The following is a 23,559-nucleotide window of genomic DNA, read 5'->3' as shown; positions in this document are numbered from 1 at the left end:
CTATCTACGACAAGGTAGTTGTTTGCTTATTGTGCAAGACTATATCGAAGCATATCTCATTAGAGAAATCGCGGTCGAGGGGGACTCACGGCGGCGTTCGCGGCGTCCCACGGTGACCACCGAACGGCCCGCTCTCGACGGAAGCGAGCGCCGGCGCTCGACGACGCGCACGAGCCGTCGGCCGGCGTCGGCAGATCGGCGGCAGGAGTCGAGAACTCCGTCGCCGTCGCTCTGCGGCCGAGAGACGCGAAAAGAACGAAGTTGATTACGCCAGCGAGGCGGCTCAGTCGGCGGAGGTGCCGGTCGCGGCGCTGTCGGCGCGGCGGGCGCGCCAGAGCCCCTGCAGGTACGCGCCGACGAACATCCCGCCGATGGCGATGAGGATGGGGTAGTTGCCGACGCCGAGGCTGGCGTAGGCCGCGCCGGGACAGATGCCGGAGATACCCCAGCCGGCACCGAAGACGACCCCGCCGACGACGACGTTCCTGTCGAACGACTTCAGGCGGCGGCCGTAGTCGCGCCCGGTGATGGGCGCGCGGTCGCCGAACGCCTCGGCGAGCGCGAAGACGGTGCCGGTGACGACGGCTGCCCCGCCCATCACGAAGACGAGGCCGAAGTCGTCGAACTGGAGGAAGTCGAGGACGACCTCCGGGCGGGCCATGTTGCTGACGGCGAGGCCGAACCCGAATATCAGGCCGCCAGCGACGACGACCAGCATGAACCCGAGTCCGCGTTCGTCGTCGCTCACGGCGACACCCCCAGCGCGCTCAGGAGCTGTGCGACCCCGATGGCGACGAGCATGAAGGTGGCGACGTTGACGAGCGAGGTCCGCGAGCGCGAGCCGACGCCGCAGACCCCGTGGCCGGACGTACAGCCCTTCCCGATGCGGGTGCCGACGCCGACGAGCACGCCGCCGACGGCGAAGCGCCACGCTTGCACGTCGGAGACCCACCAGCCGTCGCCGAACAGGACGGTGTACAGCGCGGCCCCGGCGACGATGCTCAGGGTGAACACGACCCGCCAGTCCCGCGAGGCGACGTACTTCGCCTTGTTGAACCGCGGGAGGTCGGAGACGTACGACAGCGTCGATTCGAGGAAGGTGCTCGCGCCGGCGATGATGCCCGTCCCGAGGTAGATGACGGCGGTCCCGAGGCCGATGAGGAGGCCGCCGAGCGCGTAGTGCGCGATGCCGTTCGGGAAGAGCCCGTCGACGAGGAGCGGCGTCAGACCCGACATTTAGTTCGTCAGGGCTTCGTTGCTGGCCGCGCAGTTGTTCGGCCCGAGTTCGAGCTCGAAGGCGCGGTCGTCGTCCGACTCCTGCACGCCGAGGTTCGTCTCGATGATGTCGACGTAGTTGGCCGGCCGCGGCGGCATATCGGAGAGGATGAACTCAACGAACTCGTCTCTGGGCATCGACAGTGCGTCCATCGTGTCCTTCAGTTCCCCGAGCGTGGCGGTGTAACTGCCGTCGTCGGCGGGGATTGCCGCGTCGCTGAAGTGCGCGGAGGCCACGATGGCGTCGTCGTCGTGCGAGAGGACGCGCTCCTGCAGGGAATCGTAGAGCATCCCGGCCGCGTCGGGTGCGCCCTCGTCCCCGTCTTCGAGGTCGGGGCGGGCGACCGACTCGATGAACAGGCCGTCGCCCGTGAACAGCACGTTGTCGACCTTGTAGGTCGTCATGCCGGTCGTGTGGCCGGGCGTGTGGACGGCCTCGATGGCGGCGTCGCCGACGGTGAGTGACTCGCCGTCCGCGATGGTCTCGTAGGGCGTGTCGTAGTCGACGCCGCGGTCTTCGGCGGCCTCGGGGATGACGCCCGTGACGCCGTAGTCTTCGACCAGCGTGCGGACCCCGCTGATGTGGTCCGCGTGGATGTGCGTGTCGACGGCGTACTTCAGCTCCGCGCCGAGCGCCTTCGCGTCGGCGACGTACTCGTCGGCGAAGTAGCGAAGCGGGTCGACGACGGCGGCCTCGTCGCCGTCGACGACGAGGTACGCCAGACAGCCGCTGGAGGGGCGCTGGTACTGCGCGACGAGCGCGTCGCCGTCGGTCTCCAGTTCGGTGTACTCGTAGATGCTCGCCCAGCCGTTCATGCCGCGTTCGAGCGCCACGGCGTCGTAGCCCTCCTGGATGAGCAACCCGGCGACGTACTCCGAGGAGTGACCCTTCGCACAGAGGACGACGAACTCCTCGTCTTCGGGCAGCTCTTCGAACAGCGACTCGTCGAGCTCCTCGTCGAGGAACTCGAAGTAGGGGATGTTGACGTGCGAGACGTTCTCGCCGTCGATGCGCCAGTCCTCGTGTTCCGACGGCACGCGGTTGTCGAGGATGGTGAGCGCCTCGCCCTCGTCGATGCGGGCTTTCAGCGCCTCGGGTTCGATGACTGGCACGTCGACGTCGAGTTCCGGCAAGTCTGGAACGGTCATGTATTCATCACCCACTATCGGGTGGTCAGACTTAAGCTTTCGGATGGTAGTTTGGATTTCTTGCAATATTCCCTCCGTGGACATCGACCGAAACTAGTGCGATTTCGCACCTACGCGAGCACACAATGGCTCTCTAACCCGTTAAGTGCCGATTTGACGCCCTTCAACCCGTTCGATAAGGTATTGTGGTGTCTCCCCAAGAACCGACACACTTTTACGAAGCACCCTTATATTGTGGAATACACCCAACACAGGTGACCTCGAAAATGAGTACATACGAACCCACCGAGACCCTCGACGTGAAAGGACTGTCCTGCCCGATGCCCGTCGTCAAGACCCGCGGCGCGGTCGACGAGCTCGAATCCGGCGAGATTCTGCAGGTCGTCGCGACCGACTCCGGCAGTATGAGCGACCTGAAGGGCTGGGCCGACGCCACCGACGGCGTCGCCATGCTCGAACAGGAAGAGGCCGAGGAAGACGGCGACGCGGTCTTCCGCCACTTCATCCAGAAGGAATGAGCTCGGACGCCGACGCGCCCGTCGACGCGGGAGCCGACTCCGTCGAAGACCTCCGTGCGCAGGTCCAAGCCCTGCAGGAGGAGGTCTCCGACCTCCGGGAGGCGACCGACGACGACGGACAGAAGTCGATGACCATCATCGCGACCAAAGGCACCCTCGACATGGCGTACCCGCCGCTCATCCTCGCCAGCACGGCGGCCGCCTTCGGCTGGGACGTCGTGGTCTTCCACACGTTCTGGGGACTCGACATCCTCCACGAGGAGAAGTCGAAGAACCTGAAGCTCAGCGCGGTCGGCAACCCGAGCATGCCGATGCCGAACGCCGTCGCCGCACTGCCCTTCATGGACAACGTCGCCACGAGCATGATGGAAAAGAAAATCAAGGAAAACGGGACGGCGACCATCGAGGAACTCATCGAGACCTCCCTCGACATGGGCGTCGACCTCCAGGCCTGCCAGATGACCATCGAACTGATGGGCTACGACGAAGCCGAGTTCTACGACGGCGTCACCACCGGAGTCGGCGCGGCGACGGCCCTCCAGCACATGGCCGACGCCGACGTGCAACTCATGATTTAGGCCGGGTCGTCGTCTCCACCAGTAATCCAATCCCCCTACTTCCCCACCCCAACATCAGCCACACCACTCCACCCAACTCCACCTCACCCGACACCACCCCTGCGGTTCCCCTTTTCACTTTCTTCGGACGCGACGAGCGCGGTCGCTGTCGCCCGCTCGGCGCGTGAGTCCAGAAAAATTCGAGCCCGACGAGCGCGCCGTCCGCCCGCTTCAGACGTTCCAGCCGTCGCCGAACGACTCGAAGCGGGCGAGGTCGTGACCGAAGAGCACGTCGCCGCCGGTCCGGCGTTCGAGTTCCTTCACTTTCTGGAGGCTGTCGAACCAGTCGCGCTCGCTCCAGAGCAGGCCGGGGCCGAGCGGCACCTCGTCGGTGTAGTTGCCCTCCACGTAGCACTCGTCGCCCGCGACGAGCACGTCGCCGGCTGGCGTCTCGATGTGCGCGCCCAGCACGCCGGGCGTGTGGCCCGGCAGGTGAACGAGCCGGAAGCCGTCGAACAGCGTGTGTTCGTCGCCGTGGACGACGTTCCAGTTCAGGTCGCGGTCGAAGTCCGAGGCGAGGTACGCGATGGAGCCCTCGGTCGTCTTCGCCGAGTAGTACGCGAACTTCAGTTCCTCCTCGTGGACGTATATCGGGACGTCCGTCCCGGCGAACTCGGCGAGACCCCCCGCGTGGTCGAGGTGCAGGTGGCTCATCACCACGGCGTCGATGTCGGCGAGGTCGTAGCCGACCGAATCGAGGTCGCCTTCGAGCGTGTGGTCCGCGGCGTCGACGTACTCGAACGCCTCGTACAGCGGGGCGGGCCAGTAGCCGTCGCCCGCTTCGGGGTTCGCTCCGGTATCCCACAGCACCGTCCGGTCGGGGCCGTCGACGACGGCGTTCCAGACGACGAACTCGGCCGTTTCGTGGTCGGGGCTCCGGTTCGACGCGCTCCCCATGGTGTACCCGTCGAGTACGTAACCCATATCCGTGAGAACGCGACCCCGGTCGACCAGGTGGACGCTGATGTCACCCATACCCCGGGGTTCGGACGGAGCGACCATAACCGTTCAGGCGGCCAATACATCTCCGTCGAGCGCAAAACGGGAGTCGGTCGGGGCGGGGAAAACGACTACTCGCCGGGGCCGACTTCCTCGAACGGCTGGACGATGACGAAGCCGTCGTCGCCCGCGAATTCGAGCTGGTAGGACTCGCCCGACGAGCGGCCGAGCAGACCTTTGATGTTGATGTCGCGGTTCGACGACGGCGAGACGTTGCCGCTCCAGGCGACGGTCGCGTTGGGGTCGGTCTTGGCCGGCGTCTGGAGGACGACCGGCTCGCCGTGGGTCGTGATGGCGACGTGGCCGGGACCTTCGAGGAAGACGTTGAACAGGCCGCCCGAGGAGGTTCCGGCGATGCTCGTCAGCATCTTGATGTCCCAGTTCACGCTCGACTCGAACGCGAGCACGTCGTTGCCGTTGACGCTCAGTTCCTCGCCCGCGTCGAGTTCGAGAATCTGGACCTCCTTGGCCTGGTCCGCGAGGTAGAGGTGACCGGTGCCGGTCGCCTGCATCATGACGTCGCCCTCGCCCGTGGCCTTCTTCTTGAGCATCCCCGTCAGGCCGCCGGCGGACTTGCGCTCGAAGGAGATGTCGCCGGTGTAGCCGACCATCGACCCGGCTTTCGCCATTACCTCCCCGTCGAGGGCCACGTCGAGGAGTTTCGAGTTTTCGAGTTCGAAGGATTCGCCGCCTTCGGACGGTGCGTGCGTGCTGACGAATTCGTCTAGATCCATTGGAGTCACCGAGTCGCAGCGGAGACGACTCTACCGGAGAGGCGACTGTCAGGGATATAGTTCTATTTGCCGCGAAAAACCGGACGCCGAACCGCCGGCGCGCTCAGTCCCGTCGGCTTCGGTGGCCGGGGTTCCAGTCGGCGTCGAGCGCCTCGTGGGTGAAGGGGACGGCGTCCTCGCCGGCGTAGGTGGCGACCAACTGGCCGTCGCCTTCGAGGTAGTACTTGTAGGTCGTCAGGCCTTCGAGACCGACCGGGCCGCGGGCGTGAATCTTGCCCGTCGAGATGCCCACCTCGGCCCCGAGACCGTAGCGGTAGCCGTCGGCGAATCGGGTCGAGGCGTTGTGGAAGACGCTGGCGGCGTCGACGCCGGTCATGAACGTCTCCGCGCGCTCGGCGTCGTCGGTGACGATGGACTCCGTGTGCTTCGAGCCGTGGGCGTTGATGTGGTCGACCGCGTCGTACAGGTCCGAGACGACCTTGACGGAGAGTTCGAGGTCGCCGTACTCGGTGTCCCAGTCGTCGTCGGTCGCGGGGTCGATATCGACGTGTTCGCGGGTCGCCTCGTCGCCGCGGAGGACGACGCCCTCGTCGCGGTAGCGCTCGACGACCGCGGGCAGGAAGTCGGCCGCGATCGCCTCGTCGACGAGGAGCGTCTCGACGGCGTTGCAGACCGCGGGGTACTGCACCTTCGCGTCGAGCGCGATGTCTTCGGCCATGTCGAGGTCGGCCGCCTCGTCGACGTAGACGTGGCAGATGCCCTCGGTGTGGCCGAGCACGGGAATCTGGGTGTTGTCCTGGATGTAGCTGACGAACTCCGAGGAGCCGCGGGGCATCACGAGGTCGACCATGTCGTCGAGTTCGAGCAGGCGGTCGACCTCCTCGTGGGCCTCGATGAGCGTCGCCCAGCCGTCCGGCAGGTCCTCGGTGGCGGACAGAATCGTCTCGTACAGCACGCGGTTCGACTCGCTCGCCTCGCTGCCGCCCTTGAGGATGACGGCGTTGCCGGACTTCAGCGCCAGCGCGGCGATTTGGACGAGCGCGTCGGGCCGCGACTCGAAGATGGTCGCGACGACGCCGATGGGAACAGAGAGCTTGTACAGTTCGAGGTCCTCGTCCAGCTCTCTCGCCTCCAGCGTCTCCCCGAGGGGGTCGTCCTGTTCGGCGACGGACTCGACCATCCCGGCGATGTCGTCGAGTTTCGCCTCGTCGAGTTTGAGGCGGTCGACGAGCGCCTGCGTGTACTCGCCGTCCGCGAGCATCGCCTCGGCCTCCTCGACGTCCTCGCGGTTAGCCGCGAGAATCGCCTCGCTGTTGTCGCGGATGGCGTCCGCGATGGCTCCGAGCGCGGCGTCGCGGTCGGCCGCGTCGACGTTGGCGAGGCGGAGCGCCGCCGACTGTGCCCGTTCGACCTGCGCGGTCGTGTCTCGCTCAGTCATCGGTCTCACCGTCGATGGGCAGGAACATTGTTCCCACCGATTCGCGCTCGGCTATCTTCGCCAACACGTCGGGTTCGGTCGACTGCGCGATGACGGCGGGGATGCCGTACTCGGCGGCGTCGCGCGCGCCCCGGACCTTCGTCTGGATGCCGCCGAAGCCGCCGGTCGAACTCGCGGTGACGACGTCCTCGACGTCGCTGTAGTTGTCGCCGACGACTTCGATGCGCTCGGCGTCGGGGTCCTCCTTCGGGTTCCCGGTGTAGACGCCGCCAACGTCGGTGAGCGTCACGAGCAGGTCGACGCCGATGCCGACCGCGATGTTCGACGAAATCATGTCGTTGTCGCCGATTTGGAGTTCCTCCGTGGCGACCGCGTCGTTCTCGTTGATGATGGGCACGACGCCCCACTCCAGCAGCGTCTCGACCGTGTTCCGGAAGTTGGTGAACCGCTCGGGGTTCTCCAGGTCGTGCTGGGTGATGAGAATCTGGGCGACCTTCCGGTCGTAGCGCTCGAAGCTCTCCGTGTAGCGGTGCATCAGGAGACTCTGACCGACCGTCGACAGCGCCTGCGACGCTTCGAGGGTGTCGCGGTCCGCCGTGGGATGGTCGAGTCGGCCGATGCCGGCACCGACCGCGCCCGAGGAGACGAGCAGCACCTCCTTACCGCGCGAGAGCAGCGATTCGATGTCGTCGACGAGCTTGTCGAGCTTGTCGTCGTCGAGGTTGGAGTCCTCGTCGGTCAGCGAGTTGGTGCCGGCCTTGACGATGACGCGGTCCGCCTCGGCGGCGACCGCGTCGGCGTCGGGCTCGGCGACCTCGGACGTCTCCGCCGTCTCCGTCGTCTCGCTCAGTTCACTCATCGGCGAACTCCTCCGCGAGCTCCTTCGACCGGCGCTCGGCCGCGACCACCGCCTCGGTGACAGCGTCGTCGGCGGCGCTGTCCCAGAGGACCTCCATCCCCTCGATGGTCGTCCCGTTCGGCGAGCAGACCGCGTCGATGAGTTCGTCGGCGGTGCGGTCGTCCTGGACGACGGTCTCGGCCGCGCCCTTGAACGTCTGGGCGGCGAGAATCTCGGCGTCTTCCTCGGAGAGTCCGCCCGCGACGCCGGCCTGCGTGACGGCCTCGATGAGATAGAAGACGAAGGCCGGTCCGCTGCCGTTGACCGCGGTCGCGATGTCCATCTGCGACTCCTCGACCTCGACGAACTCGCCCACGTCCGAGAGGAGTTCGCGGACCTCGTCGGTCAGGTCGCCGGTCGCCGCCGCGGCCATGTCGCGGGTCTCGGCGGCGAGGTTCGGCATGATGCGGACGACGCGGGCGTCGGTGCGCGCCTCGACAAAGGAGGTCGGCACGCCCGCGGCTATCGTGACGAGCGTCTGGTCGGGAGACAGGTCGAGTTCCGAGAGAACGGGTTCGACGATGTCGGGCTTGACCGCGACGAACACCACGTCCGCCTCGGCGGCGCGCGACACGTCGTCCGTCGTCGCTTCACAGTAGTCGGCGACCGCGGCGAGGGCGTCGGGGTCGAGGTCGCAGGCGACGACCGAATGGCCGCCGGCCTTCCAGAGACCGGTGAGAAGGGCGCTCCCCATGTTTCCGCAGCCGATAACACTCGTGCGTACCATTGATGTTGACTCAAGGTACGAGGCTCAGATAGTAACTGCGTTCCGGTCAAGCGATGCCAAACCGGAAAACGAGTTGTCAGTTCCGGGGGCCGTGACGGGGCCGCCTTACAGCGCGCCCTGCCGGTAGATGAGGTTGCGCTGAATCTCGTTCGCGCCCTCGTAGATGACGGGGATGCGCGCGTCGCGGTACACCCGCGAAATCTTGTACTCGTTGAGGACCGACCGGCCGCCGTGGAGCTGCATGCCGCGTTCGGCCACGTCGACGGCCGTCTCGGTCGATTTCGTCTTGGCGGCGGCCGCCCAGAAGCCGGCGTCCTCGCCGTTTGCGACCTTCTCGGCGGCGCGCCAGTTGAGCGCGCGGGCCGCCTCGAACTCCATTCGCATGTCCGCGAGGATGTGCTGGACCGCCTGGAACTCCGAGACGTTGCGCCCGAACGCCTGCCGGTCGTGGACGAACTCCCACGCCTCCTCGATGGCGGCGGCGGCGAGGCCGAGGCTGTGGCCGCCGACGACGATGCGACCGTGGTTGAAGAAGTCCGCGAGCATGTAGAAGCCGCCGCCCTCGGTGCCGATGAGGTTCTCCTCGGGCACCTCGCAGTCGTCGAAGACGATGTGCCCCTGCTTGGACGCGCGCATGCCCATCTTCTCGGGGATGTGTTCTGCCTCGTAGCCGGGCGTGTCCGTCGGCACGACGAACATCGAGTAGTTCGAGTAGCGGTCGTCGGTGTCGGCCGTCTTGGCGTACACCGTCAGCCAGTCGGCCTCGACGGCGTTTCCGACCCAGTACTTCTCGCCGTTGAGGACGTAGCCGCCGTCGGTCTTGTCGGCGGTCGTCTCCATGCCGGCCATGTCGGAGCCGGTCTGCGGTTCGGACACCGCGAGCCCCGAAAGCTGTTCGTTTTCCGCGACCGGGCGGAGCCACGTCTCCTTCTGTTCCTCGCTGCCGTAGTCCTCCATAATCTCGCACCCGAACGAGGCGAGCTGGAGCGTCAGCGCGATGCCGGCGTCGGCGCGGTAGAACTCCTCGGAGATGGCGAGCATCTGCTGGAGGTCGAAGCCCTTCCCGCCGTACTCCTCGGAGATGTCCTGCGCGACCAGCCCCGCGTCCATCCCCGCCTGGAGGACCTCGTGGGGGTACTCGCCGGACTCGTAGTAGTCCGCCGCGACCGGTTCGATGTGCGCCTCTGCGAACTCGCGGGCCTCCCGCTTGAGGTCGCGGGCGTGTTCGGGTACGATGGAGTCGTCGAGAAGGTCCATACCGCGCTATCGGATTGTACAGTAAAAATAGTGTATGGAACTAGTATAAACTTCAAACTAGTTTCTTGTTAGATGGGTCGGCCGAGCCGCCGTCACTCGTCCGACGGGGCCTCCGAATCGGGCGTCTTGCCCTCGATGAGCGACGAGTCGTCGTACCGCTCGCGGAGCACCTTCTTGTCGAACTTTCCGGTCGCGGTCTTCGGCACCTCATCGATGAATACGACCTCGTCGGGGGCCCACCACTTCGGGAACTCGTCTTCGACGAGCGCGACGAGGTCGGCCTTCAGCGCGTCCTCGTCGACGCCGCTCTTCGGGACGATGAAGGCGACGGGGCGCTCCTGCCAGCGCTCGTGGGGGACGCCGATGACGGTCGCCTCGGCCACGTCGTCGTGGGCCATGATGCTGTTTTCCAGTTCGAGCGACGAAATCCACTCCCCGCCGGACTTGATGACGTCTTTCGCCCGGTCGACGATTTGGACGTAGCCGTCTTCGTCCACGGTGACCACGTCGCCGGTCTTCAGCCAGTTACCCTCGTAATCTTCCTCGTTCGCGTCGGGTCGCTCGAAGTACTCGGTCGTCACCCACGGGCCGCGCACCCACAGTTCGCCGAACTCCTCGCCGTCCCACGGGACCTCGTTCCCGTCGTCGTCGACGACGCGCATCTCAAGCCCCGGCGCGAGCAGGCCCTGTTTAGCGCGCTTTTCGTACTGTTCTTCGGCGGGGAGGTCCTCCATCCCCGGCTTGAGGTGGGCGACGGTCCCGACCGGCGACATCTCCGTCATGCCCCACGCGTGGAGCACGTCCACGTCGTACTCCTCGTCGAACCGCCGGATGACCGACTTGGGCGCGGCCGACCCGCCGATGACGATGCGTTCGAGCGACGAGACGTCCGCGTCGTGCTCGTCGAGGTAGTCGAGCAGGCCGAGCCACACCGTCGGCACGCCCGCGGTCATCGTCACGCCCTCCTCCTCGATGAGTTTCGCGAGGTCCTCGGGCGTCGGCGACGGGCCGGGGTAGACGTGTTTCGCGCCCGCCGCGGTCGTCGAGAACGGCAGGCCCCACGCGTTGACGTGGAACATCGGGACGACCGGCATGATGACGTCCTTCGCGCCGATATCGAGGCCGGACTCGGGGAGCGTCGCCATCGTGTGCGCCCACAGCATCTGCTGGGAGTACTCGACGCCCTTCGGCTGACCCGTCGTCCCCGAGGTGTAACACATCCCCGCCGGCTGGTCCTCCGGGAGGTCCGGCCAGTCGTACTCGTCGGGGTAGCCGGCGACGAACGACTCGTAGTCCGTCACCGGGGACAGACCCACGTCGTCCGGCACTTCGGAGGCCATCACGACGAACTGCTCGACCGAGGCGAACGCGTCTTCGTCGACCGCGCCGGCGAGTTTCGGCGCGAGCGACGGGTCCACGAAGACGAGGCGGTCCTCGGCGTTCTCGACGATGTACTGGATGTGGTGGTCGGGCAGAAGCGGGTTGATGGTGTGCAACTGCGCGCCCATCGACGGCACGCCGAAGTACGTCTCGAAGTGTCGGTTGTGGTTCCAGCAGAACGTCGCCACCCGGTCGCCGTCCCCGATGCCGGCGTCCGAAAGCGCCCCCGCGAGCCGTGCCACGCGTCCCTCGTACTCCGCGTACGTGTAGCGTTCCAGCCCTTCGGCGGTCCGAGAGACGATTTCGCGGTCCGGATAGAGCTTCCCCGCGCGCCACAGGAACGGCCGAAGCGTCTGGTTGGTAGCACCTACCATACCATGCCCTTGCGTCAAAACGTAATGATTGTTTGGAAACGACCCGCCGAGACGCGGGCTGTGGATTCGGCGTCACCCGCGGGCGCGTTCACTCACTCGTCGCGGTCGAAGGCGAGCTCGTCGCCGTCGTCCCCGTCGTCCCCGTCGTCCCCGTCGTCCCCGTCGTCCCCGCCGTCGCCGTCATCGGTGTCGCTCTCTGCGCTCTCGGCGTCGCCCACCGCGCTCTCGGCGTCGTCGTGTTCGTCCCCGTCGGCGCTCGCCTCACCGTCGTCGTCGACGAGCGCCGCGTTCGCCGTCCGCGACCGTCGCGTCGGCGCCCTCGTCGGTGTCGCTCGCGGGCGTCGCCTCGCCGCCGTCGCCTTCCGAACCGACCTCGGGCGCGCTCGGCTCGTCGCGTTCCCCGGCCGCCGTGCGCTCCGGTTCGGCCTCCGCGACGGGCTCGGCCGCGACCAGCCGCTCGCGGACCGCCTCGCGGTCGACCGTCCCCGAAACGGTCCGCGGGAGTTCGTCCGCGGTCGCGACCAGTCGCGGGCATTTGAACCCGGCGAGTCGCTCGCGGCAGAAGTCGTCGAGGTCGTCGTCGTCCGGCGGGTTCTCCGGGTCCGCGGGAACGACGAGGGCGGCGACGCGCTCGCCCCACTCGGCGTCGGGGACACCGAGCACGGCGGCGTCGTCCACCTCGGGGTGGTCCCGCAGGACCGCCGCGACCTCGCCTGGGTCGACGTTCTCGCCGCCGGTGATGATGCGGTCGTCCTTCCGGTTCAGAACGTACAGGAGTCCGTCGTCGTCGCGGTAGCCGATGTCGCCGGTCCGGAGGCCGGCGTCGGTGAACGCCTCGGCGGTCGCCTCGGGGTTCCGGTAGTAGCCGGGCGAGACGGTCGGCCCCGAGACGACGAGTTCGCCCGGCGTGCCGGGTTCGACGGGGGTCCCGTCCTCGTCGACGACCCGGAGGTCGGTGAAGTAGAGCGGCCGCCCGACGGTCCCCACGTCGGCGAACGCCTCCCGCGGGGTCGCGGTGGCGACCTGCGACGCCGTCTCGGTCATGCCGTATGTCGGGTGGACCGGCACCGAGTAGTTCCGACAGCGCTCGACGAGCTCGTCGGGGGCGGGCGCGCCGCCGAGGAGCACCACGCGGAGCGAGTCCGAGAGCGTCCCCCTGCTGTCGAGCATCCGCTTGAGCATCGTCGGCACGAGCGAGACGGCCGTGACGTCGTACTTGCCGATGTCGTCGGCCGCACCGCCGGCGTCGAACCCCTCGCGGAGGACGACGGTCGACCCGTACAGCGGGCCGCGGAGGATCGGACCGATGCCGCCCATGTGGTGCAACGAGAGCGTGACGAGCCACCGGTCGTCGGGAGAGACGCCGAGTCGGAACGCCCCGGCGACGGCGTTCGCGAGTAGGTTGCCCATGGTGAGTTTCACCGCTTTCGGCGTCCCGGTCGTCCCCGAGGTGAAAAGCAGGAGCATCGTCTCCGAGAGGGACCAGCCCGCCGGTTCGACTCGCTTCGGCGCGATGGACGAGAGGTTGATGACGCCCTCCCACCGCGGGTCGTCCACGGAGACGACGGGCACGTCGGTCGTGGCCTCGACCGCCGTCGACTCGGTGGACTCGCCGCAGACCAGCGTGGTCACGTCCGCGAGTTCGACGTTGCGACCGATTTCGTCGGCGGTGAGTCGGTCGCCGAGGGGGACGAGCACGGCCCCGAGCCGCGTCGCGGCGTGGATGAGTCGGACGTAGTCGACGCCGGGGTCGAGAACGACGCCGAGGTGGTCGCCGGCCTCGACACCGAGGGCGGCGAGCTGGCCGGCGGTCTCGTCGACGAGCGCGTCGAGTTCGCGGAAGGTCCACGAGTCGCCGGTCGCGGCGTGGATGAGCGCCCGGCGGTCGGGCGTCGCGGCGACCCGGTGGGAGAGCCAGTCGCGCATCGGCCCGGCGAACCCGCGGCTCTCGCCGGCGGCTGCGGCGTCGTTGTCGGTCGAATCGGTGTTGATCGAATCGGAGTCGGCGGCGTCGGCCGCGTCGTCGGGAGAGTCGCCCGTCATCGCTCAGTGCGAGACGAACTCGACGAGGACGCCGCCGGTGGACTTGGGATGCAAGAAGGCGACCTCGTGGCCCCACGCGCCGGGGCGCGGCTCCTCGTCGATGCGGTCGACGCCGGCGGCCTCGGCGGCCCGGAGCGCGCCCTCGATGTCGTCGGTCTCGACGGCGACGTGGTGGATGCCGCCGCCGCGCTTGTCGAGGAACTTCGAGATGGCGCCCTCCTCGTGGGGTTCGAGCAGTTCGAAGTAGCCGTTTTCGAGTTCGAGGAAGACGACCGACATGCCGTCGAACGTCTCCTCGTGGGCCACGGGCGCGTCGAACAGCTCCGCGAACAGCGCGGCCAGTCCGGCGGCGTCGGACGTGGCGATTCCGACGTGGTCGAAGTGCATGTCTCCAGTTCGTCGGGCGCAACGGATAAACCCAGACGGTTCGATATTCGTGTCATGATAGTAACTACAACGGAGTCGGTCGTCGGCCGCGACATCGAGGAGACGCTGGGAGCAGTCCGCGGGAACACGATACGCGCCCGGAACGTCGGCCGCGACATCACGCAGGGCCTCCGAAACATCGTCGGCGGCGAGCTCAAGTCCTACACCGGGCTGATGGCCGAGGCGCGCGACGAGGCGACGGAACGGATGATAGCCGAGGCGGAGGCGATGGGAGCCGACGCCGTCGTCGGCGTCCGGTACGTGACCGCCGAGGTGGCGCAGGGCGCGGCGGAGATTCTGGCCTACGGGACGGCGGTCACGCTCGTCGGCGGCTCCGACGCCGACGCGGAACCCGCGTCCGAGTCGAACGCCGACGTGGCGTGATCCGACGATGACGACAACGACCCGGCGCGCCGCCCGCGACCCGCGGCGGCTCGCACGCGGATTCGCCCGACTCGCCACGGACCGGGCCACGCTCGCCGTCTTCGCCGTCCTCGCGGCCGCGTGGGCGGTCGGCTTCTTCGAGGTGTTGCCGAAGGAGATTTGGGTCGTCGACTACCCCGCGCTCGTGGCCGCCTTCTTCTTCGACACGCTCGCGGCCAACGAGTTCGGCGTCCGCGAGACATCGGTGTTCTACCCGGCGCTCGCCGTCTTCGGCTACCTCCAAGCGATGGCCGTCGTGGCGGTCGCTCGTGGGCTTCGGCGTCGGTTCGTCGAATCCGGGGAGTGACGGGACGGAGCGAAACGAGTCGGGAACGGAACGGAACGGAACGCGGAAGGGCGCGTCAAGAGCGGGACGCGAGGGGTGAGTGGTCGCGGGGTGTGAGTGTCGGAGGTGCGCGAGCGGGGTCGGCGTGGGTTCACAGCGTTCGGTCGGGCCTCAGTCGCGGGCGGTCCGGGCGACCGTGACCTCGACGGGGACGCCGGGCACGTCGACCGTCAGCATCGAGCGGTCGGCCCGGGTGACGACGACGCGGGCGACGGCGACGACGGCGGCGACGGTGACGGCGACCGCGAGCGACGCTACGGGAAAGGTGACGACCGCGACGACCGCGGCCATCGACGCGAGCAGGACGGCCTGCGTCGCCAGCGAGGGCGCGGGTCGGTGATGGGAGGGGTGGTAGTCGGAGCCGGTACGACTGTCTCGGGGGCGTTGTCGTGACATTCGTCTGGTGAGGTGGACAATCGGATGCGATACCGGGGGCTCTCCGGTCGGAGAGCCCCGCAACGCGACGGCCGCCACTACTCGAAAAACCGAGCGGCTGGTGGCGCGAACCTCGCGCCGACTGACGGCGACCGGGCGTGTGACGGGTTTAGAATCCAGTAAGCGGCATCATAAGCCTCGGTTGTGGTCACTCGGGGGGTGACAATAAAACTGGTCAGTCGGGTGAAAGTATAAATTATGTGTCTCGTTGGCACGGAACGGGGAGGTCGTCGGCGCTGGTCGTTCGGGAATGGCGCGGCTGACTCAGGCCATACCGGGTTCGTACTCGCCGAACTCCTCGCGGAGGACGCCGCATATCTCGCCGACGGTCGCGTACGCCTTGACCGCCGTGACGATGAGCGGGAGGAGGTTCTCGTCGCCGTTCGCGGCGGCGCGGATGTCCGCCAGGGCGGCCTCGACGGCCTCCTCGTCGCGGTCGTCCTTCCGGGCGTCGAGCGACTCGACCTGCTTTTGTTCTTCTTCCTCGGAGACCTCTTGGACCTCGACGGTCGGCTCCTCGTCCACCTGGTACTCGTTGACGCCGACGATGACGCGCTCGCCCTCCTCAATCTCGCGCTGGCGCTCGTAGGCCACGTCCTGAATCTCCCGCTGGACCCACTGGTTCTTGACGGCGTCGAGCATCCCGCCGCGGTCGTCCACCTCGTCGAGCAGGTCGAACGCCTCGTCTTCGATGTCGTCGGTCAGCGCCTCGACGTAGTAACTGCCAGCCAGCGGGTCGATGGTGTCCGCCGCGCCCGACTCGTGGGCGAGAATCTGCTGGGTGCGGAGCGCCGTCCGGACCGACTTCTCGGTCGGCAGCGACAGCGCCTCGTCCTTCCCGTTGGTGTGGAGCGACTGCGTGCCCCCGAGGACGGCCGCCAGCGCCTGATATGCCACCCGGACGACGTTGTTCTCGACCTGCTGGGCGGTGAGCGTCGAGCCGCCGGTCTGGGTGTGGAACTTCAACTGCATCGACTTCGGGTTCTCCGCGCCGAAGCGCTCTTCCATGATTTTCGCCCACATCCGCCGGGCGGCGCGGAACTTCGCCACCTCTTCGAGGATGTTGTTGTGGGCGTTGAAGAAGAAGGACAACTGGGGGGCGAAGTCGTCCACGTCGAGGCCGGCGTCGACCGCGGCCTCGACGTACTGGATGCCGTTGCCGAGGGTGAACGCGACCTCTTGGGCGGCGGTCGACCCGGCCTCGCGGATGTGGTAGCCGGAGATGGAGATGGTGTTGAACTTCGGCGTCTCCGCCGCGCAGAACTCGAAGATGTCCGTGATGAGCCGCATCGACGGCTCCGGCGGGAAGATGTAGAGGTTCCGCGCGATGTACTCCTTCATGATGTCGTTCTGGATGGTGCCGCGAAGCTCCTCGCGGGGGACGCCCTGCTTGTCGCCGAGCGCGACGTACATCGCCAGCAACACGGCCGCCGGGGCGTTGATGGTCATCGACGTGGAGACCTCCCCGAGGTCGATGCCGTCGAACACCGTCTCCATGTCGTGGAGGCTGTCGATGGCGACGCCCGACTTCCCGACCTCGCCGGCGGCCATCATCGCGTCGGAGTCGTAGCCCATCTGCGTCGGCAGGTCGAACGCGAGCGACAGCCCCGACGAGCCGTTGTCGATGAGGTAGCGGAACCGCTCGTTCGTCTCGGCGGCCGTCCCGAAGCCCGCGTACTGCCGCATCGTCCAGAGCCGCCCGCGGTGCATCGTCGGATACACCCCGCGCGTGTAGGGCTTCTCGCCCGGGAAGCCCACGTCCTCGTCGTAGTCCACGTCGGCGTCGTCGGGGGTGTAGAGCCGCTCGACGACGTTGCCGCCCGTGTCCGTCGTGAACTCCTCTTTGCGCTCCCCGAAGCGGTCGAGGGTCGGCCCCAGCGTCTCCTCCTCCCACTCGGCTTTCGCCTCCCGAATCTCTTCGAGCTCGTCGGGATCAAACATGGTCGAAGATGTGGTTCGTCTCTACTTAAGCGTACGCGGGTCGGTGGGTACGCCGTCGCCGACCGCGGGCCGCAGAACCGTCCGCGACAGCACCCGAAAACCCGGCCGCGGCGACCGATTTTATGTCCCTCGCGCGCCCTGCTTCCGCATGGACATCTTGAGCGACGAGACGCGGCGGTTCCTCGCGGCGACCGCGCCCGAACACGACGCGGTACAGGCCGAGATGGCCGCCTACGCCGACGAGCACGGCTTTCCCATCATCGGTCCCGAGGCGGGCGGCGTCCTCCGCGTCCTCGCGCACCTCGCGGACGCGACGCGGCTGTTCGAGTTCGGCTCCGGCTTCGGCTACTCCGCGACGTGGTTCGCCGAGGGCATGGCCGACGACGCCGAACTCTACCTGACGGAACACGACGCCCACGAACTCGACATGGCGCGGGACTTCCTCGACCGCGCCGGCCTCGCCGACCGGACGACCTTCCTCGAAGGCGACGCGCTCGACCTGTTCGAGGGCGTCGACGGCGAGTTCGACCTCGTGCTCTTGGACCACCAGAAGCACCGCTACGCCGAGGCGTTCGACCTCGTCTCTGACCGCGTCGCCGAAGGCGGCGTCGTCGTCGCCGACAACGTCATGCGCGGCCCGGTCGACTTCGGCGCGCTCACCGACTGGAGCGAAGGGCAAGCAGAGGCCCTCGACGGGGCCGACGCCGACACCCGCGGCATCGCGGCGTTCCTCGACGCGGTCCGGGCCGACCCGCGGTACGAGACCATCGTCCTCCCGGTCGGAAGCGGCCTCTCGGTCAGCACGCGGGTCGAGTGAGCCCGCGACCGCCGGCGCGCGTACCGCCCGCCGCGCACCGACGTTCGCCACGCTTTTGAGCGCTCACCCCGACGCTTCGGGTATGTTTGGAGGCGGCGGGATGAATCCGCGCAAAATGCAGCAGATGATGAAGCAGATGGGCATCGACGTGACGGAGCTCGATGCCGAGGAAGTCGTCATCAAGACGGCCGACGAGGAACTCGTCTTCAGCGACGCGCAGGTCACGCGCATGGACGCGCAGGGCCAGGAGACGTACCAGATCGTCGGCGAACCCGAGACGCGCGCGCTCGGAGCCGGTGACGACGGCGGCGACAGCGGCGACGGCGACGAGGCCGCCGACGAGATTCCGGCCGACGACGTGGCCATCGTGGCCCAGCGCGCCGGCGTCCCCGAGGACGAGGCCCGCGAAGCGCTGGAGGCCGAAGACGGCGACCTCGCCGCGGCCATCGCGCGACTGGAGTGATACTCCTCGTCCACGGCGACCGGGAGTACCTCCGAGCGCCCGGCGACGAACTCCACACCGACCTCGGGATGCTCACCGTCCCCGAGGACGTCGAGGCCGGCCAGACGCTCGAAACCCACATCGGCGAGGAGTTCCTCGTCCGCGAGCCGCGCGGCCCGGACCTCTTCAACCACTTCGAGCGCACCGGCGCGCCGATGATGCCGCGAGACATCGGCCTCATCGTCGGTCACACGGGCATCGCGGCCGGCGAACGCGTCCTCGACGCGGGGACCGGCACGGGCGTCCTCTCGGCGTACCTCGGTCGCCTCGGCGTCGACGTGACGACGTTCGAACGCGACGCCGAGTTCGCCGACGTCGCCCGCGAGAACATGCGGCTCGCGGGCGTGGAAGACCGCGTCGACGTCCGCACCGGCGACATCACAGACGAGGTCGACGACCTCGCGGACGCGGCGTTCGACGCGCTCACCCTCGACACCGAGAACGCGCCCGAGGTCGTCCGCCACGCGCCCGACCTGCTCGTGACCGGCGGCTACCTCGCCGTCTACTCCCCGTTCGTGGAGGGCACGCGCGCGGCCGTCGAAGCCGCCAGAGAGGCGGGCCTGTCGGACGTGGAGACGTTCGAGACGATTCAGCGACACATGGACTTCAACGACCGGGGGTCGCGCCCCTCGACCGCCGGCGTCGGCCACACCGGCTATCTCGTGTTCGCCCGCAACGAGTGAGCGGGTCCGACCCGGACGGGCCAGCCTCTCTTTCGGCCCGACTGTGTCGCCTCACTCGACGCCGCGAATCACGCGAAACAGCTCTTCTCTGAAGCGTTCGGGGTCGATTGTCTCGCGGAGCGACGCGGCCGTCTCCGCGTCGCCGCTGCGGACCTCGCGGGGGTACGCGCCGCCGGTCAGGAGGAACTCGCCGTCGACCGGCGTCACCGCGAGGTAGGCGTCGGCCGCGAGTTCGACGCCCGCGAGTTCGACGGTCGCGGTGTACCGAACCACGTCGGCCTCCGCGTCCATCCCCGCCCCGCTGGCGGAATCGGTCTCGTCGTCGTCACCGCCGCCGACTCGCACCCGGAGCGTCCGCGACTCGACGCGGCGGACGTCCGAGAAGCCGCGGGCTTCGAGGCGCGACCGGAAGCCGGCGCTCGCGCGCTTGCCGACGAGTTTCGTCAGCGCCTTCGACGGCGGCGTGTGCGGTCGGATTTCGAGGCGGCTGGCGAACAGAAAGCGCCACGGGCCGTCGGCGGTCGCCGGGACGCGCTCGCGGATGGCGGCGTCCTCGTAGACGACCGTCCGGGCGACGACGCTGACGGGACCGAGTTCGAACGGGCGGTCGGTCGCGTCGTCGACGCGGACCCACCCTTCGAGCGGCGGGAGCGCCGGCGGGGCGAGCGCGTCGGACATACCCCGCGTTACGGACGGAGGGCTGAAAAAGGCGAGTCGCTCAGTGGTCGTCTTCGCGCCACTTGTGGTCGCACTCGACGCAGGTGAAGAAACGCGTCTCGGACTCGTCGGCCGAGCGAATCTGCTTCATCTCGTAGCGCGCCACGTCGTGGCCGCACTTCGGGCAGATGGCCTTCGTCGTCGGGCCGATGTCGGCGTTGTCCACGTCGGACATGTCGACGACCTCGCTGGACTCTTGGCCCTCGGTCGTGACCATCGACTTCTCCTTTTCGCTGTCGCGGGCTTTCTCGTGGCCGTTCGGACAGACCCAGACGCCGTCTTGCGGCGTCATCAGGGACCCGCAGTCGTCGCAAAACTCCATGAAGTACGTCCTACCGCTTGAGGGACTTAAGCGTCAGGATTGCGATGCGCTCGCGGGGTGCGCGCTGAAAAAAGCCCGGGGAAGCGGAGGCTCAGGCGTCGCCGTCGGACTGCCCCGGTTCGCCGAGCGCCTCGACCGGCATCGCGTTGTTCAGTTCGTAGTACAGGTCCTTCGCGTCGGCGAACTCGGCCGTGAGGCAGTTTCCGACCAACTCACCGAGGTCGGCGTTCCCGTCGGCCATGAGCACCGTCACACCGTCGAGGGCGGCCGCGGCGTCCCGGCGCGAGACCGGGTACGACAGGTCTTCGAGGCGGGATTCGACGCGACCGAGCGTGATGGATTCTTGCACGATTATTCATTATACATAGAGCGTATTAGCAGTTGTAGGAGCCGTGTTAGCACGGCTACGTTGAGGAATCGGTGATGCTAACCGGCCGATTCCGTCAGAGAAAGAGGGTCTCAGTCGGGTTCTATTCGAAGTCGGGGTCGCGCTTGTCGAGGAACGCCTCCATCCCCTCGCGCTGGTCGTGGGTTCCGAACAGGCCGCTCCAGACCCGCGTCTCGAAGTCGAGCGCGGCGTCCCGGGGCGCGTCGTGGGACATGTTGATGGCGGCTTTCGCGCCCGCGAGGGCGTGCCGCGGCTTCGACGCGAGGTCCGCGGCGAGGTCCTCGACGTGCGATTCGAGTTGGTCGTGGGCGACGACTTCGCCGACGATACCGTACTCGTGGGCGTCGCTGGCGTCGATGCGCTCGCCGAAGAAGATGAGCCGCCGCGCGACTTCGTCGCCGACGAGCGCCGGGAGGCGGACGCTCCCGCCCCACCCGGGCATGATACCGAGGTCGATTTCGGTCTGCCCGAGGAGCGCGCGCTCGGAGGCGACCCGGAGGTCGCACGCCAACGCGAGTTCCATGCCGCCGCCGAAGGCGTAGCCGTTGATGGCCGCGACGGTCGGAGCGGGGAACTCCTCCAAGCGCGTCGCGATGCGGTGGCCCTGCTCGGCGTAGTTCTGCGCGGCGGGCGTTCCGATGTCTTTCATGTAGCCGATGTCCGCGCCCGCGACGAACGCCTTGTCGCCCGCGCCGGTGAGGACGACCACCCGCGCGCCGCCGTCTTCGGCCTCGTCGAGCGCCGCTTCGAGCGCGTCGAGCGCGTCCGCGTTGAGCGCGTTCATCTGCTCGGGGCGGTCGATGGTGATGGTCGCCACGTCGCCGTCCCAGTCGAGTCGGAGGGTGTCCCAGCTCATACTCGGGGCGACGCAAGGCACAGGGATAATAATTAACGTTCGGCGGTCGCGCTGAAGAATCCAGAACAACGTTATACCCCCTCCGTCGAATCCACCGATATGACGCTCTCCGACGAGGCGAAAGAACGCCTCGCCGACATCGTCCGGCTCCAGCCGACGAAGAACAAGGAGTTACAGAACCGCTGGGACCTCGAAAGCGGGAGCGAAGTCCACCGCTACCTCGAATCCGAGCTCAAAGACTACTACTACCGCGACGACAACAGCCTCATCCGCGCGACGGCCGAGGCCGCCGAACTCGTCGGCGTCGAACCCGGCGTCGAGGGCGACGACGAGGCGGAGTCCGTTCCGAGCGTCATCCGCGTCCCCTCGCTCGAAGCCCGCGTCTTCGAGGTCGTCGCCGGCCCCGACGAGCGCTCCGAGAGCGTCGTCAGCGTCCTCAACAAGCTCCGCGAGGAGTTCGACATCGACCCCGACGTGGACGACGTGCGCCGCGCGCTCCAGAGCCTCCGCCGCAAGGGCGTCATCGAGGTCGTCTACCGGACCGTCCCCACGTTCCGCCTCGCCGTCGAGCGCGACGAGGTGGACGTGGAGGTCGTCTGACCGCCCGGCTCCGCGATGCTATTCTCGCCGCTCGAACACCAGCGCGTAGTGGTACGGCGGAACGTCGATTTCCGCCGTCACCGCGAGGTCGGTCGCCTCTTCGACCATCGCCGCGGTCTCCTCGGGACCGAGTCGCAGGTCGGTCGGCGGGCCGCGGGGCTCGCCTGCCACGGTCGTCTCCGACCGGGGCAGGGGTCGCCAGTTGACGACGACGAACCGGCCGCCGTCGGCGAGGACCGACTCGACTTCCGTCAGGAACTCGTCGCGGTCGTCGACCCCGTGGAACGCGTTGGCGAAGAGCGCCACGTCGACGGGGTCGGAGAGGTGCGCCGATAGCTCGCGGGCGTCGCCGCGGACCGTCGCCACGTTGTCGATGCGTTGCTGGTCGGCGAGATGGTCGAGTTCCGCGAGGAGGCCGTCGTCGAGGTCGACCGCGTACACCGGGGCCGGCGCGACGATTCGCGCCGCGGGGAGCGCGAAGTAGCCGTTTCCGCAGCCGATTTCGGCGACGGTGTCGCCCGCCGACAGCCCGAGCTCCCGAAGCGTCTCGCCCGGCGTCGGCCACAGTTTTCCCCACCAATCCCAGTCCGGCAGACTCGTGTTCTGGAACCGTTCCATATCGGTCGGTCCGAGGGGCGCGAAGTTAGGCGTTCTCACTGCCGCGCTCGGCCCGGTCTCTGGCGCGCTCGCGTCTGGCTTCCAGAATCCGGCGCACGCCCTTCCCCGGGCCTCCCTCTATAGGCCAGCCCTTCATCCGCCACGACGGCGGCTCCGGCTCGAACGACGGACACGAGTGGGCGCACTCGCGCTGGCTCTGATAGCAGTCTTTCGCGGCGCACCGCGGGACGAGCGCCCGGCCGCGCCGGTCGAGTTCGAACTGCCGGCAGTCGGGCCGCATCGTGTCCACGTAGCTCCGCCAGCCGCGGTCGTAGGCGCGCTCGGCGAGGACGAGTCGCCGCCGGGCGTCCGCCGGGTCGGGCGACAGCGAACTCGGGTGCCACAGCACCTCCGCCGAGTCGCCGTCGACGCCGAGGATGCCGACTTCGACCGGCAGGTCCTCCAGTAGGGCGGGTTCGACCCGCCGGCCCGTCACCTCGGTGGCGACCCAGACCTCGTCGGCGAGCGCCCGCGACACGTCGTGGTCGAGTTGGTCGGCGAGCGCGCGGGCGGCGCTGGCGTCGAGGTCCGGCTTGTTCTCGATGGCGACGACGCGCTCGACCCAGTCGGGGTACGGGGCGGTCCGGCGGTACTCGACGCGGTTCCGCGAGCCGCGGCGCTTCTCGACGAGTCCGAGCCCCGCGGCGCGATGGACCGCCGGCACGACGTGTCGCCACGGGAAGTCGGGTTCGGGGATGGCGTCTCGGTACCACGCCCACTCGGCGGGCGCGTGGCGGACGACGCGCAACAGGTCCGAGTCGAAGCCGTCGGTCGAGAGGGCGCGCCGGGCGGCGAACGCCTCGGGGTCGACCTCCACGACGACGGTGTCCCAGCGGCGCTCTCGGGTGCCGAGCTGTCGGGCGACGAACGCGGGGCGCGGGCCGTCGGGGTGCCACGCGCGCTCGGCCCAGCGGCAGACCCGTAGCTCGAAGGCGAACTCGGGGTCGCGGTCGCTGTCGGCGGCGTCGCTCACGACCGGGAGTTGCGGCGGGAAGCCGAAGACGTTTCGGTCGGGCGGCTTCGGCGTCCGGCCCGAC

The 23,559-nt window shown here is 68.2% G+C and carries 27 protein-coding genes and 1 pseudogene; 8 read left to right on the top strand and 20 right to left on the bottom strand.

From position 1 onward, the window contains the following. Nucleotides 1–283 precede the first annotated feature (283 nt). From BN996_RS07950 to BN996_RS07940, 3 genes are read right to left on the bottom strand one after another with little or no spacing between them, the layout of a single operon-like run. Nucleotides 284–748: a DUF6691 family protein gene (locus BN996_RS07950; protein ID WP_089778083.1), complete on the bottom strand. Its 465-nt coding sequence runs from the start codon at nucleotides 746–748 to the stop codon at nucleotides 284–286. Beyond that, the gene (locus BN996_RS07945) at nucleotides 745–1,236 is read right to left on the bottom strand and encodes a YeeE/YedE family protein (protein ID WP_089778081.1); all 492 of its coding nucleotides are present in this window, start codon (nucleotides 1,234–1,236) and stop codon (nucleotides 745–747) included. Before BN996_RS07945 ends, BN996_RS07950 begins: the two co-directional genes overlap by 4 nt. Continuing rightward, nucleotides 1,237–2,424, bottom strand: coding sequence for an MBL fold metallo-hydrolase (locus tag BN996_RS07940; protein ID WP_089778079.1), 1,188 nt, complete (start codon nucleotides 2,422–2,424; stop codon nucleotides 1,237–1,239). A gap of 266 nt (nucleotides 2,425–2,690) precedes the next feature. On the opposite strand from BN996_RS07940, the gene BN996_RS07935 reads away from it, so the two are divergent. Beyond that, the gene (locus tag BN996_RS07935; protein WP_049920402.1) at nucleotides 2,691–2,942 is read left to right on the top strand and encodes a sulfurtransferase TusA family protein; all 252 of its coding nucleotides are present in this window, start codon (nucleotides 2,691–2,693) and stop codon (nucleotides 2,940–2,942) included. Next, nucleotides 2,939–3,520, top strand: coding sequence for a DsrE/DsrF/DrsH-like family protein (locus BN996_RS07930; RefSeq protein ID WP_004968143.1), 582 nt, complete (start codon nucleotides 2,939–2,941; stop codon nucleotides 3,518–3,520). Before BN996_RS07935 ends, BN996_RS07930 begins: the two co-directional genes overlap by 4 nt. Nucleotides 3,521–3,730: 210 nt before the next feature. Here the strand turns inward: BN996_RS07930 and BN996_RS07925 are convergent, their stop codons facing one another. The 9 genes and pseudogenes from BN996_RS07925 to mce all read right to left on the bottom strand — a co-directional run bounded on the left by BN996_RS07925 (nucleotide 3,731) and on the right by mce (nucleotide 13,796). After that, a complete protein-coding gene (locus BN996_RS07925) occupies nucleotides 3,731–4,534 on the bottom strand; it encodes an N-acyl homoserine lactonase family protein (RefSeq protein ID WP_089778077.1) in 804 nt (267 codons plus the stop codon). Between the two features lie 95 nt (nucleotides 4,535–4,629). Further along, the gene (locus BN996_RS07920) at nucleotides 4,630–5,292 is read right to left on the bottom strand and encodes an AIM24 family protein (protein ID WP_089778075.1); all 663 of its coding nucleotides are present in this window, start codon (nucleotides 5,290–5,292) and stop codon (nucleotides 4,630–4,632) included. A 103-nt stretch (nucleotides 5,293–5,395) separates the two neighbouring features. After that, the gene (locus BN996_RS07915; RefSeq protein WP_089778074.1) at nucleotides 5,396–6,730 is read right to left on the bottom strand and encodes a glutamate-5-semialdehyde dehydrogenase; all 1,335 of its coding nucleotides are present in this window, start codon (nucleotides 6,728–6,730) and stop codon (nucleotides 5,396–5,398) included. After that, entirely contained in the window at nucleotides 6,723–7,589 is an 867-nt protein-coding gene (gene proB / locus BN996_RS07910) for a glutamate 5-kinase (protein WP_089778072.1), read from the bottom strand. The genes BN996_RS07915 and proB overlap by 8 nt, the downstream gene beginning before the upstream one ends. Further along, entirely contained in the window at nucleotides 7,582–8,355 is a 774-nt protein-coding gene (gene proC / locus BN996_RS07905) for a pyrroline-5-carboxylate reductase (RefSeq protein WP_089778070.1), read from the bottom strand. Before proC ends, proB begins: the two co-directional genes overlap by 8 nt. A gap of 105 nt (nucleotides 8,356–8,460) precedes the next feature. Next, complete coding sequence (locus BN996_RS07900) at nucleotides 8,461–9,612, bottom strand: acyl-CoA dehydrogenase family protein (RefSeq protein ID WP_089778068.1); 1,152 nt, start codon at nucleotides 9,610–9,612, stop codon at nucleotides 8,461–8,463. A 92-nt stretch (nucleotides 9,613–9,704) separates the two neighbouring features. Further along, a complete protein-coding gene (locus tag BN996_RS07895; RefSeq protein ID WP_089778066.1) occupies nucleotides 9,705–11,366 on the bottom strand; it encodes a long-chain fatty acid--CoA ligase in 1,662 nt (553 codons plus the stop codon). A gap of 92 nt (nucleotides 11,367–11,458) precedes the next feature. After that, nucleotides 11,459–13,409, bottom strand: a pseudogene (menE, locus tag BN996_RS07890) (o-succinylbenzoate--CoA ligase). A 3-nt stretch (nucleotides 13,410–13,412) separates the two neighbouring features. Further along, a complete protein-coding gene (gene mce / locus BN996_RS07885) occupies nucleotides 13,413–13,796 on the bottom strand; it encodes a methylmalonyl-CoA epimerase (protein WP_089778064.1) in 384 nt (127 codons plus the stop codon). Nucleotides 13,797–13,850: 54 nt separating this feature from the next. On the opposite strand from mce, the gene BN996_RS07880 reads away from it, so the two are divergent. Together BN996_RS07880 and BN996_RS07875 are read left to right on the top strand one after the other, a co-directional pair. Then, nucleotides 13,851–14,219, top strand: coding sequence for a YbjQ family protein (locus tag BN996_RS07880; RefSeq protein WP_089778062.1), 369 nt, complete (start codon nucleotides 13,851–13,853; stop codon nucleotides 14,217–14,219). A gap of 7 nt (nucleotides 14,220–14,226) precedes the next feature. Continuing rightward, nucleotides 14,227–14,565, top strand: a complete 339-nt coding sequence (locus BN996_RS07875; protein ID WP_089778060.1) for a hypothetical protein — start codon at nucleotides 14,227–14,229, stop codon at nucleotides 14,563–14,565. Nucleotides 14,566–14,715: 150 nt separating this feature from the next. On the opposite strand, the gene BN996_RS20500 is transcribed toward BN996_RS07875, so the two are convergent. Beyond that, complete coding sequence (locus tag BN996_RS20500; protein WP_226908723.1) at nucleotides 14,716–15,000, bottom strand: hypothetical protein; 285 nt, start codon at nucleotides 14,998–15,000, stop codon at nucleotides 14,716–14,718. A 303-nt stretch (nucleotides 15,001–15,303) separates the two neighbouring features. Continuing rightward, the gene (locus BN996_RS07865; RefSeq protein WP_089778058.1) at nucleotides 15,304–16,980 is read right to left on the bottom strand and encodes an acyl-CoA mutase large subunit family protein; all 1,677 of its coding nucleotides are present in this window, start codon (nucleotides 16,978–16,980) and stop codon (nucleotides 15,304–15,306) included. A 148-nt stretch (nucleotides 16,981–17,128) separates the two neighbouring features. Between BN996_RS07865 and BN996_RS07860 the strand changes: the two genes are divergently transcribed. The 3 genes from BN996_RS07860 (at nucleotide 17,129) to BN996_RS07850 (ending at nucleotide 18,982) form a co-directional block, all read left to right on the top strand. After that, the gene (locus BN996_RS07860; RefSeq protein ID WP_089778056.1) at nucleotides 17,129–17,797 is read left to right on the top strand and encodes an O-methyltransferase; all 669 of its coding nucleotides are present in this window, start codon (nucleotides 17,129–17,131) and stop codon (nucleotides 17,795–17,797) included. A gap of 82 nt (nucleotides 17,798–17,879) precedes the next feature. Beyond that, entirely contained in the window at nucleotides 17,880–18,260 is a 381-nt protein-coding gene (locus tag BN996_RS07855) for a nascent polypeptide-associated complex protein (RefSeq protein WP_089778054.1), read from the top strand. Then, nucleotides 18,257–18,982, top strand: coding sequence for a methyltransferase domain-containing protein (locus BN996_RS07850; protein ID WP_089778052.1), 726 nt, complete (start codon nucleotides 18,257–18,259; stop codon nucleotides 18,980–18,982). The genes BN996_RS07855 and BN996_RS07850 overlap by 4 nt, the downstream gene beginning before the upstream one ends. 51 nt (nucleotides 18,983–19,033) lie before the next feature. Here BN996_RS07850 and BN996_RS07845 read toward each other — a convergent pair whose 3' ends face one another. The 4 genes from BN996_RS07845 to BN996_RS07830 form a co-directional block, all read right to left on the bottom strand. Then, nucleotides 19,034–19,660, bottom strand: coding sequence for a DUF6517 family protein (locus BN996_RS07845; RefSeq protein WP_089778050.1), 627 nt, complete (start codon nucleotides 19,658–19,660; stop codon nucleotides 19,034–19,036). A gap of 40 nt (nucleotides 19,661–19,700) precedes the next feature. Further along, nucleotides 19,701–20,021 carry a transcription factor S gene (locus BN996_RS07840; protein ID WP_008574128.1) on the bottom strand — a complete coding sequence of 107 codons (321 nt, stop codon included), beginning with the start codon at nucleotides 20,019–20,021 and terminating at the stop codon, nucleotides 19,701–19,703. A 91-nt stretch (nucleotides 20,022–20,112) separates the two neighbouring features. Further along, complete coding sequence (locus BN996_RS07835; RefSeq protein ID WP_089778048.1) at nucleotides 20,113–20,370, bottom strand: DUF5789 family protein; 258 nt, start codon at nucleotides 20,368–20,370, stop codon at nucleotides 20,113–20,115. 121 nt (nucleotides 20,371–20,491) lie between these two features. Continuing rightward, complete coding sequence (locus tag BN996_RS07830; RefSeq protein ID WP_089778046.1) at nucleotides 20,492–21,265, bottom strand: enoyl-CoA hydratase/isomerase family protein; 774 nt, start codon at nucleotides 21,263–21,265, stop codon at nucleotides 20,492–20,494. A gap of 99 nt (nucleotides 21,266–21,364) precedes the next feature. On the opposite strand from BN996_RS07830, the gene BN996_RS07825 reads away from it, so the two are divergent. Continuing rightward, a complete protein-coding gene (locus tag BN996_RS07825; protein ID WP_004969904.1) occupies nucleotides 21,365–21,865 on the top strand; it encodes a DUF5797 family protein in 501 nt (166 codons plus the stop codon). A gap of 18 nt (nucleotides 21,866–21,883) precedes the next feature. Here BN996_RS07825 and BN996_RS07820 read toward each other — a convergent pair whose 3' ends face one another. Both BN996_RS07820 and BN996_RS07815 read right to left on the bottom strand, forming a co-directional pair. Continuing rightward, nucleotides 21,884–22,483: a class I SAM-dependent methyltransferase gene (locus BN996_RS07820; RefSeq protein ID WP_089778044.1), complete on the bottom strand. Its 600-nt coding sequence runs from the start codon at nucleotides 22,481–22,483 to the stop codon at nucleotides 21,884–21,886. Nucleotides 22,484–22,508: 25 nt separating this feature from the next. Beyond that, the gene (locus tag BN996_RS07815) at nucleotides 22,509–23,495 is read right to left on the bottom strand and encodes a DUF5787 family protein (RefSeq protein WP_089779872.1); all 987 of its coding nucleotides are present in this window, start codon (nucleotides 23,493–23,495) and stop codon (nucleotides 22,509–22,511) included. Between the last annotated feature and the right edge of the window lie 64 nt (nucleotides 23,496–23,559).

The sequence above is a fragment of the Haloferax massiliensis genome (assembly GCF_001368915.1).
GTDB lineage: Archaea > Halobacteriota > Halobacteria > Halobacteriales > Haloferacaceae > Haloferax > Haloferax massiliensis.
This window is presented reverse-complemented; position numbering and strand designations above follow the sequence as displayed.

Bases quoted from the DNA above. Each gene is read 5' to 3' on its own strand.
- BN996_RS07855 (WP_089778054.1), top strand. From the start codon at position 17,880: ATGTTTGGAGGCGGCGGGATGAATCCGCGCAAAATGCAGCAGATGATG.
- BN996_RS07920 (WP_089778075.1), bottom strand. From the start codon at position 5,292: ATGGATCTAGACGAATTCGTCAGCACGCACGCACCGTCCGAAGGCGGC.
- BN996_RS07875 (WP_089778060.1), top strand. From the start codon at position 14,227: ATGACGACAACGACCCGGCGCGCCGCCCGCGACCCGCGGCGGCTCGCA.
- BN996_RS07915 (WP_089778074.1), bottom strand. From the start codon at position 6,730: ATGACTGAGCGAGACACGACCGCGCAGGTCGAACGGGCACAGTCGGCG.
- BN996_RS07820 (WP_089778044.1), bottom strand. From the start codon at position 22,483: ATGGAACGGTTCCAGAACACGAGTCTGCCGGACTGGGATTGGTGGGGA.
- BN996_RS07930 (WP_004968143.1), top strand. From the start codon at position 2,939: ATGAGCTCGGACGCCGACGCGCCCGTCGACGCGGGAGCCGACTCCGTC.
- BN996_RS07845 (WP_089778050.1), bottom strand. From the start codon at position 19,660: ATGTCCGACGCGCTCGCCCCGCCGGCGCTCCCGCCGCTCGAAGGGTGG.
- proC (WP_089778070.1), bottom strand. From the start codon at position 8,355: ATGGTACGCACGAGTGTTATCGGCTGCGGAAACATGGGGAGCGCCCTT.
- BN996_RS07940 (WP_089778079.1), bottom strand. From the start codon at position 2,424: ATGACCGTTCCAGACTTGCCGGAACTCGACGTCGACGTGCCAGTCATC.
- BN996_RS07925 (WP_089778077.1), bottom strand. From the start codon at position 4,534: ATGGGTGACATCAGCGTCCACCTGGTCGACCGGGGTCGCGTTCTCACG.
- BN996_RS07825 (WP_004969904.1), top strand. From the start codon at position 21,365: ATGACGCTCTCCGACGAGGCGAAAGAACGCCTCGCCGACATCGTCCGG.
- proB (WP_089778072.1), bottom strand. From the start codon at position 7,589: ATGAGTGAACTGAGCGAGACGACGGAGACGGCGGAGACGTCCGAGGTC.
- BN996_RS07840 (WP_008574128.1), bottom strand. From the start codon at position 20,021: ATGGAGTTTTGCGACGACTGCGGGTCCCTGATGACGCCGCAAGACGGC.
- BN996_RS07865 (WP_089778058.1), bottom strand. From the start codon at position 16,980: ATGTTTGATCCCGACGAGCTCGAAGAGATTCGGGAGGCGAAAGCCGAG.
- BN996_RS07880 (WP_089778062.1), top strand. From the start codon at position 13,851: ATGATAGTAACTACAACGGAGTCGGTCGTCGGCCGCGACATCGAGGAG.
- BN996_RS20500 (WP_226908723.1), bottom strand. From the start codon at position 15,000: ATGTCACGACAACGCCCCCGAGACAGTCGTACCGGCTCCGACTACCAC.
- BN996_RS07945 (WP_089778081.1), bottom strand. From the start codon at position 1,236: ATGTCGGGTCTGACGCCGCTCCTCGTCGACGGGCTCTTCCCGAACGGC.
- mce (WP_089778064.1), bottom strand. From the start codon at position 13,796: ATGCACTTCGACCACGTCGGAATCGCCACGTCCGACGCCGCCGGACTG.
- BN996_RS07860 (WP_089778056.1), top strand. From the start codon at position 17,129: ATGGACATCTTGAGCGACGAGACGCGGCGGTTCCTCGCGGCGACCGCG.
- BN996_RS07935 (WP_049920402.1), top strand. From the start codon at position 2,691: ATGAGTACATACGAACCCACCGAGACCCTCGACGTGAAAGGACTGTCC.
- BN996_RS07830 (WP_089778046.1), bottom strand. From the start codon at position 21,265: ATGAGCTGGGACACCCTCCGACTCGACTGGGACGGCGACGTGGCGACC.
- BN996_RS07895 (WP_089778066.1), bottom strand. From the start codon at position 11,366: ATGGTAGGTGCTACCAACCAGACGCTTCGGCCGTTCCTGTGGCGCGCG.
- BN996_RS07900 (WP_089778068.1), bottom strand. From the start codon at position 9,612: ATGGACCTTCTCGACGACTCCATCGTACCCGAACACGCCCGCGACCTC.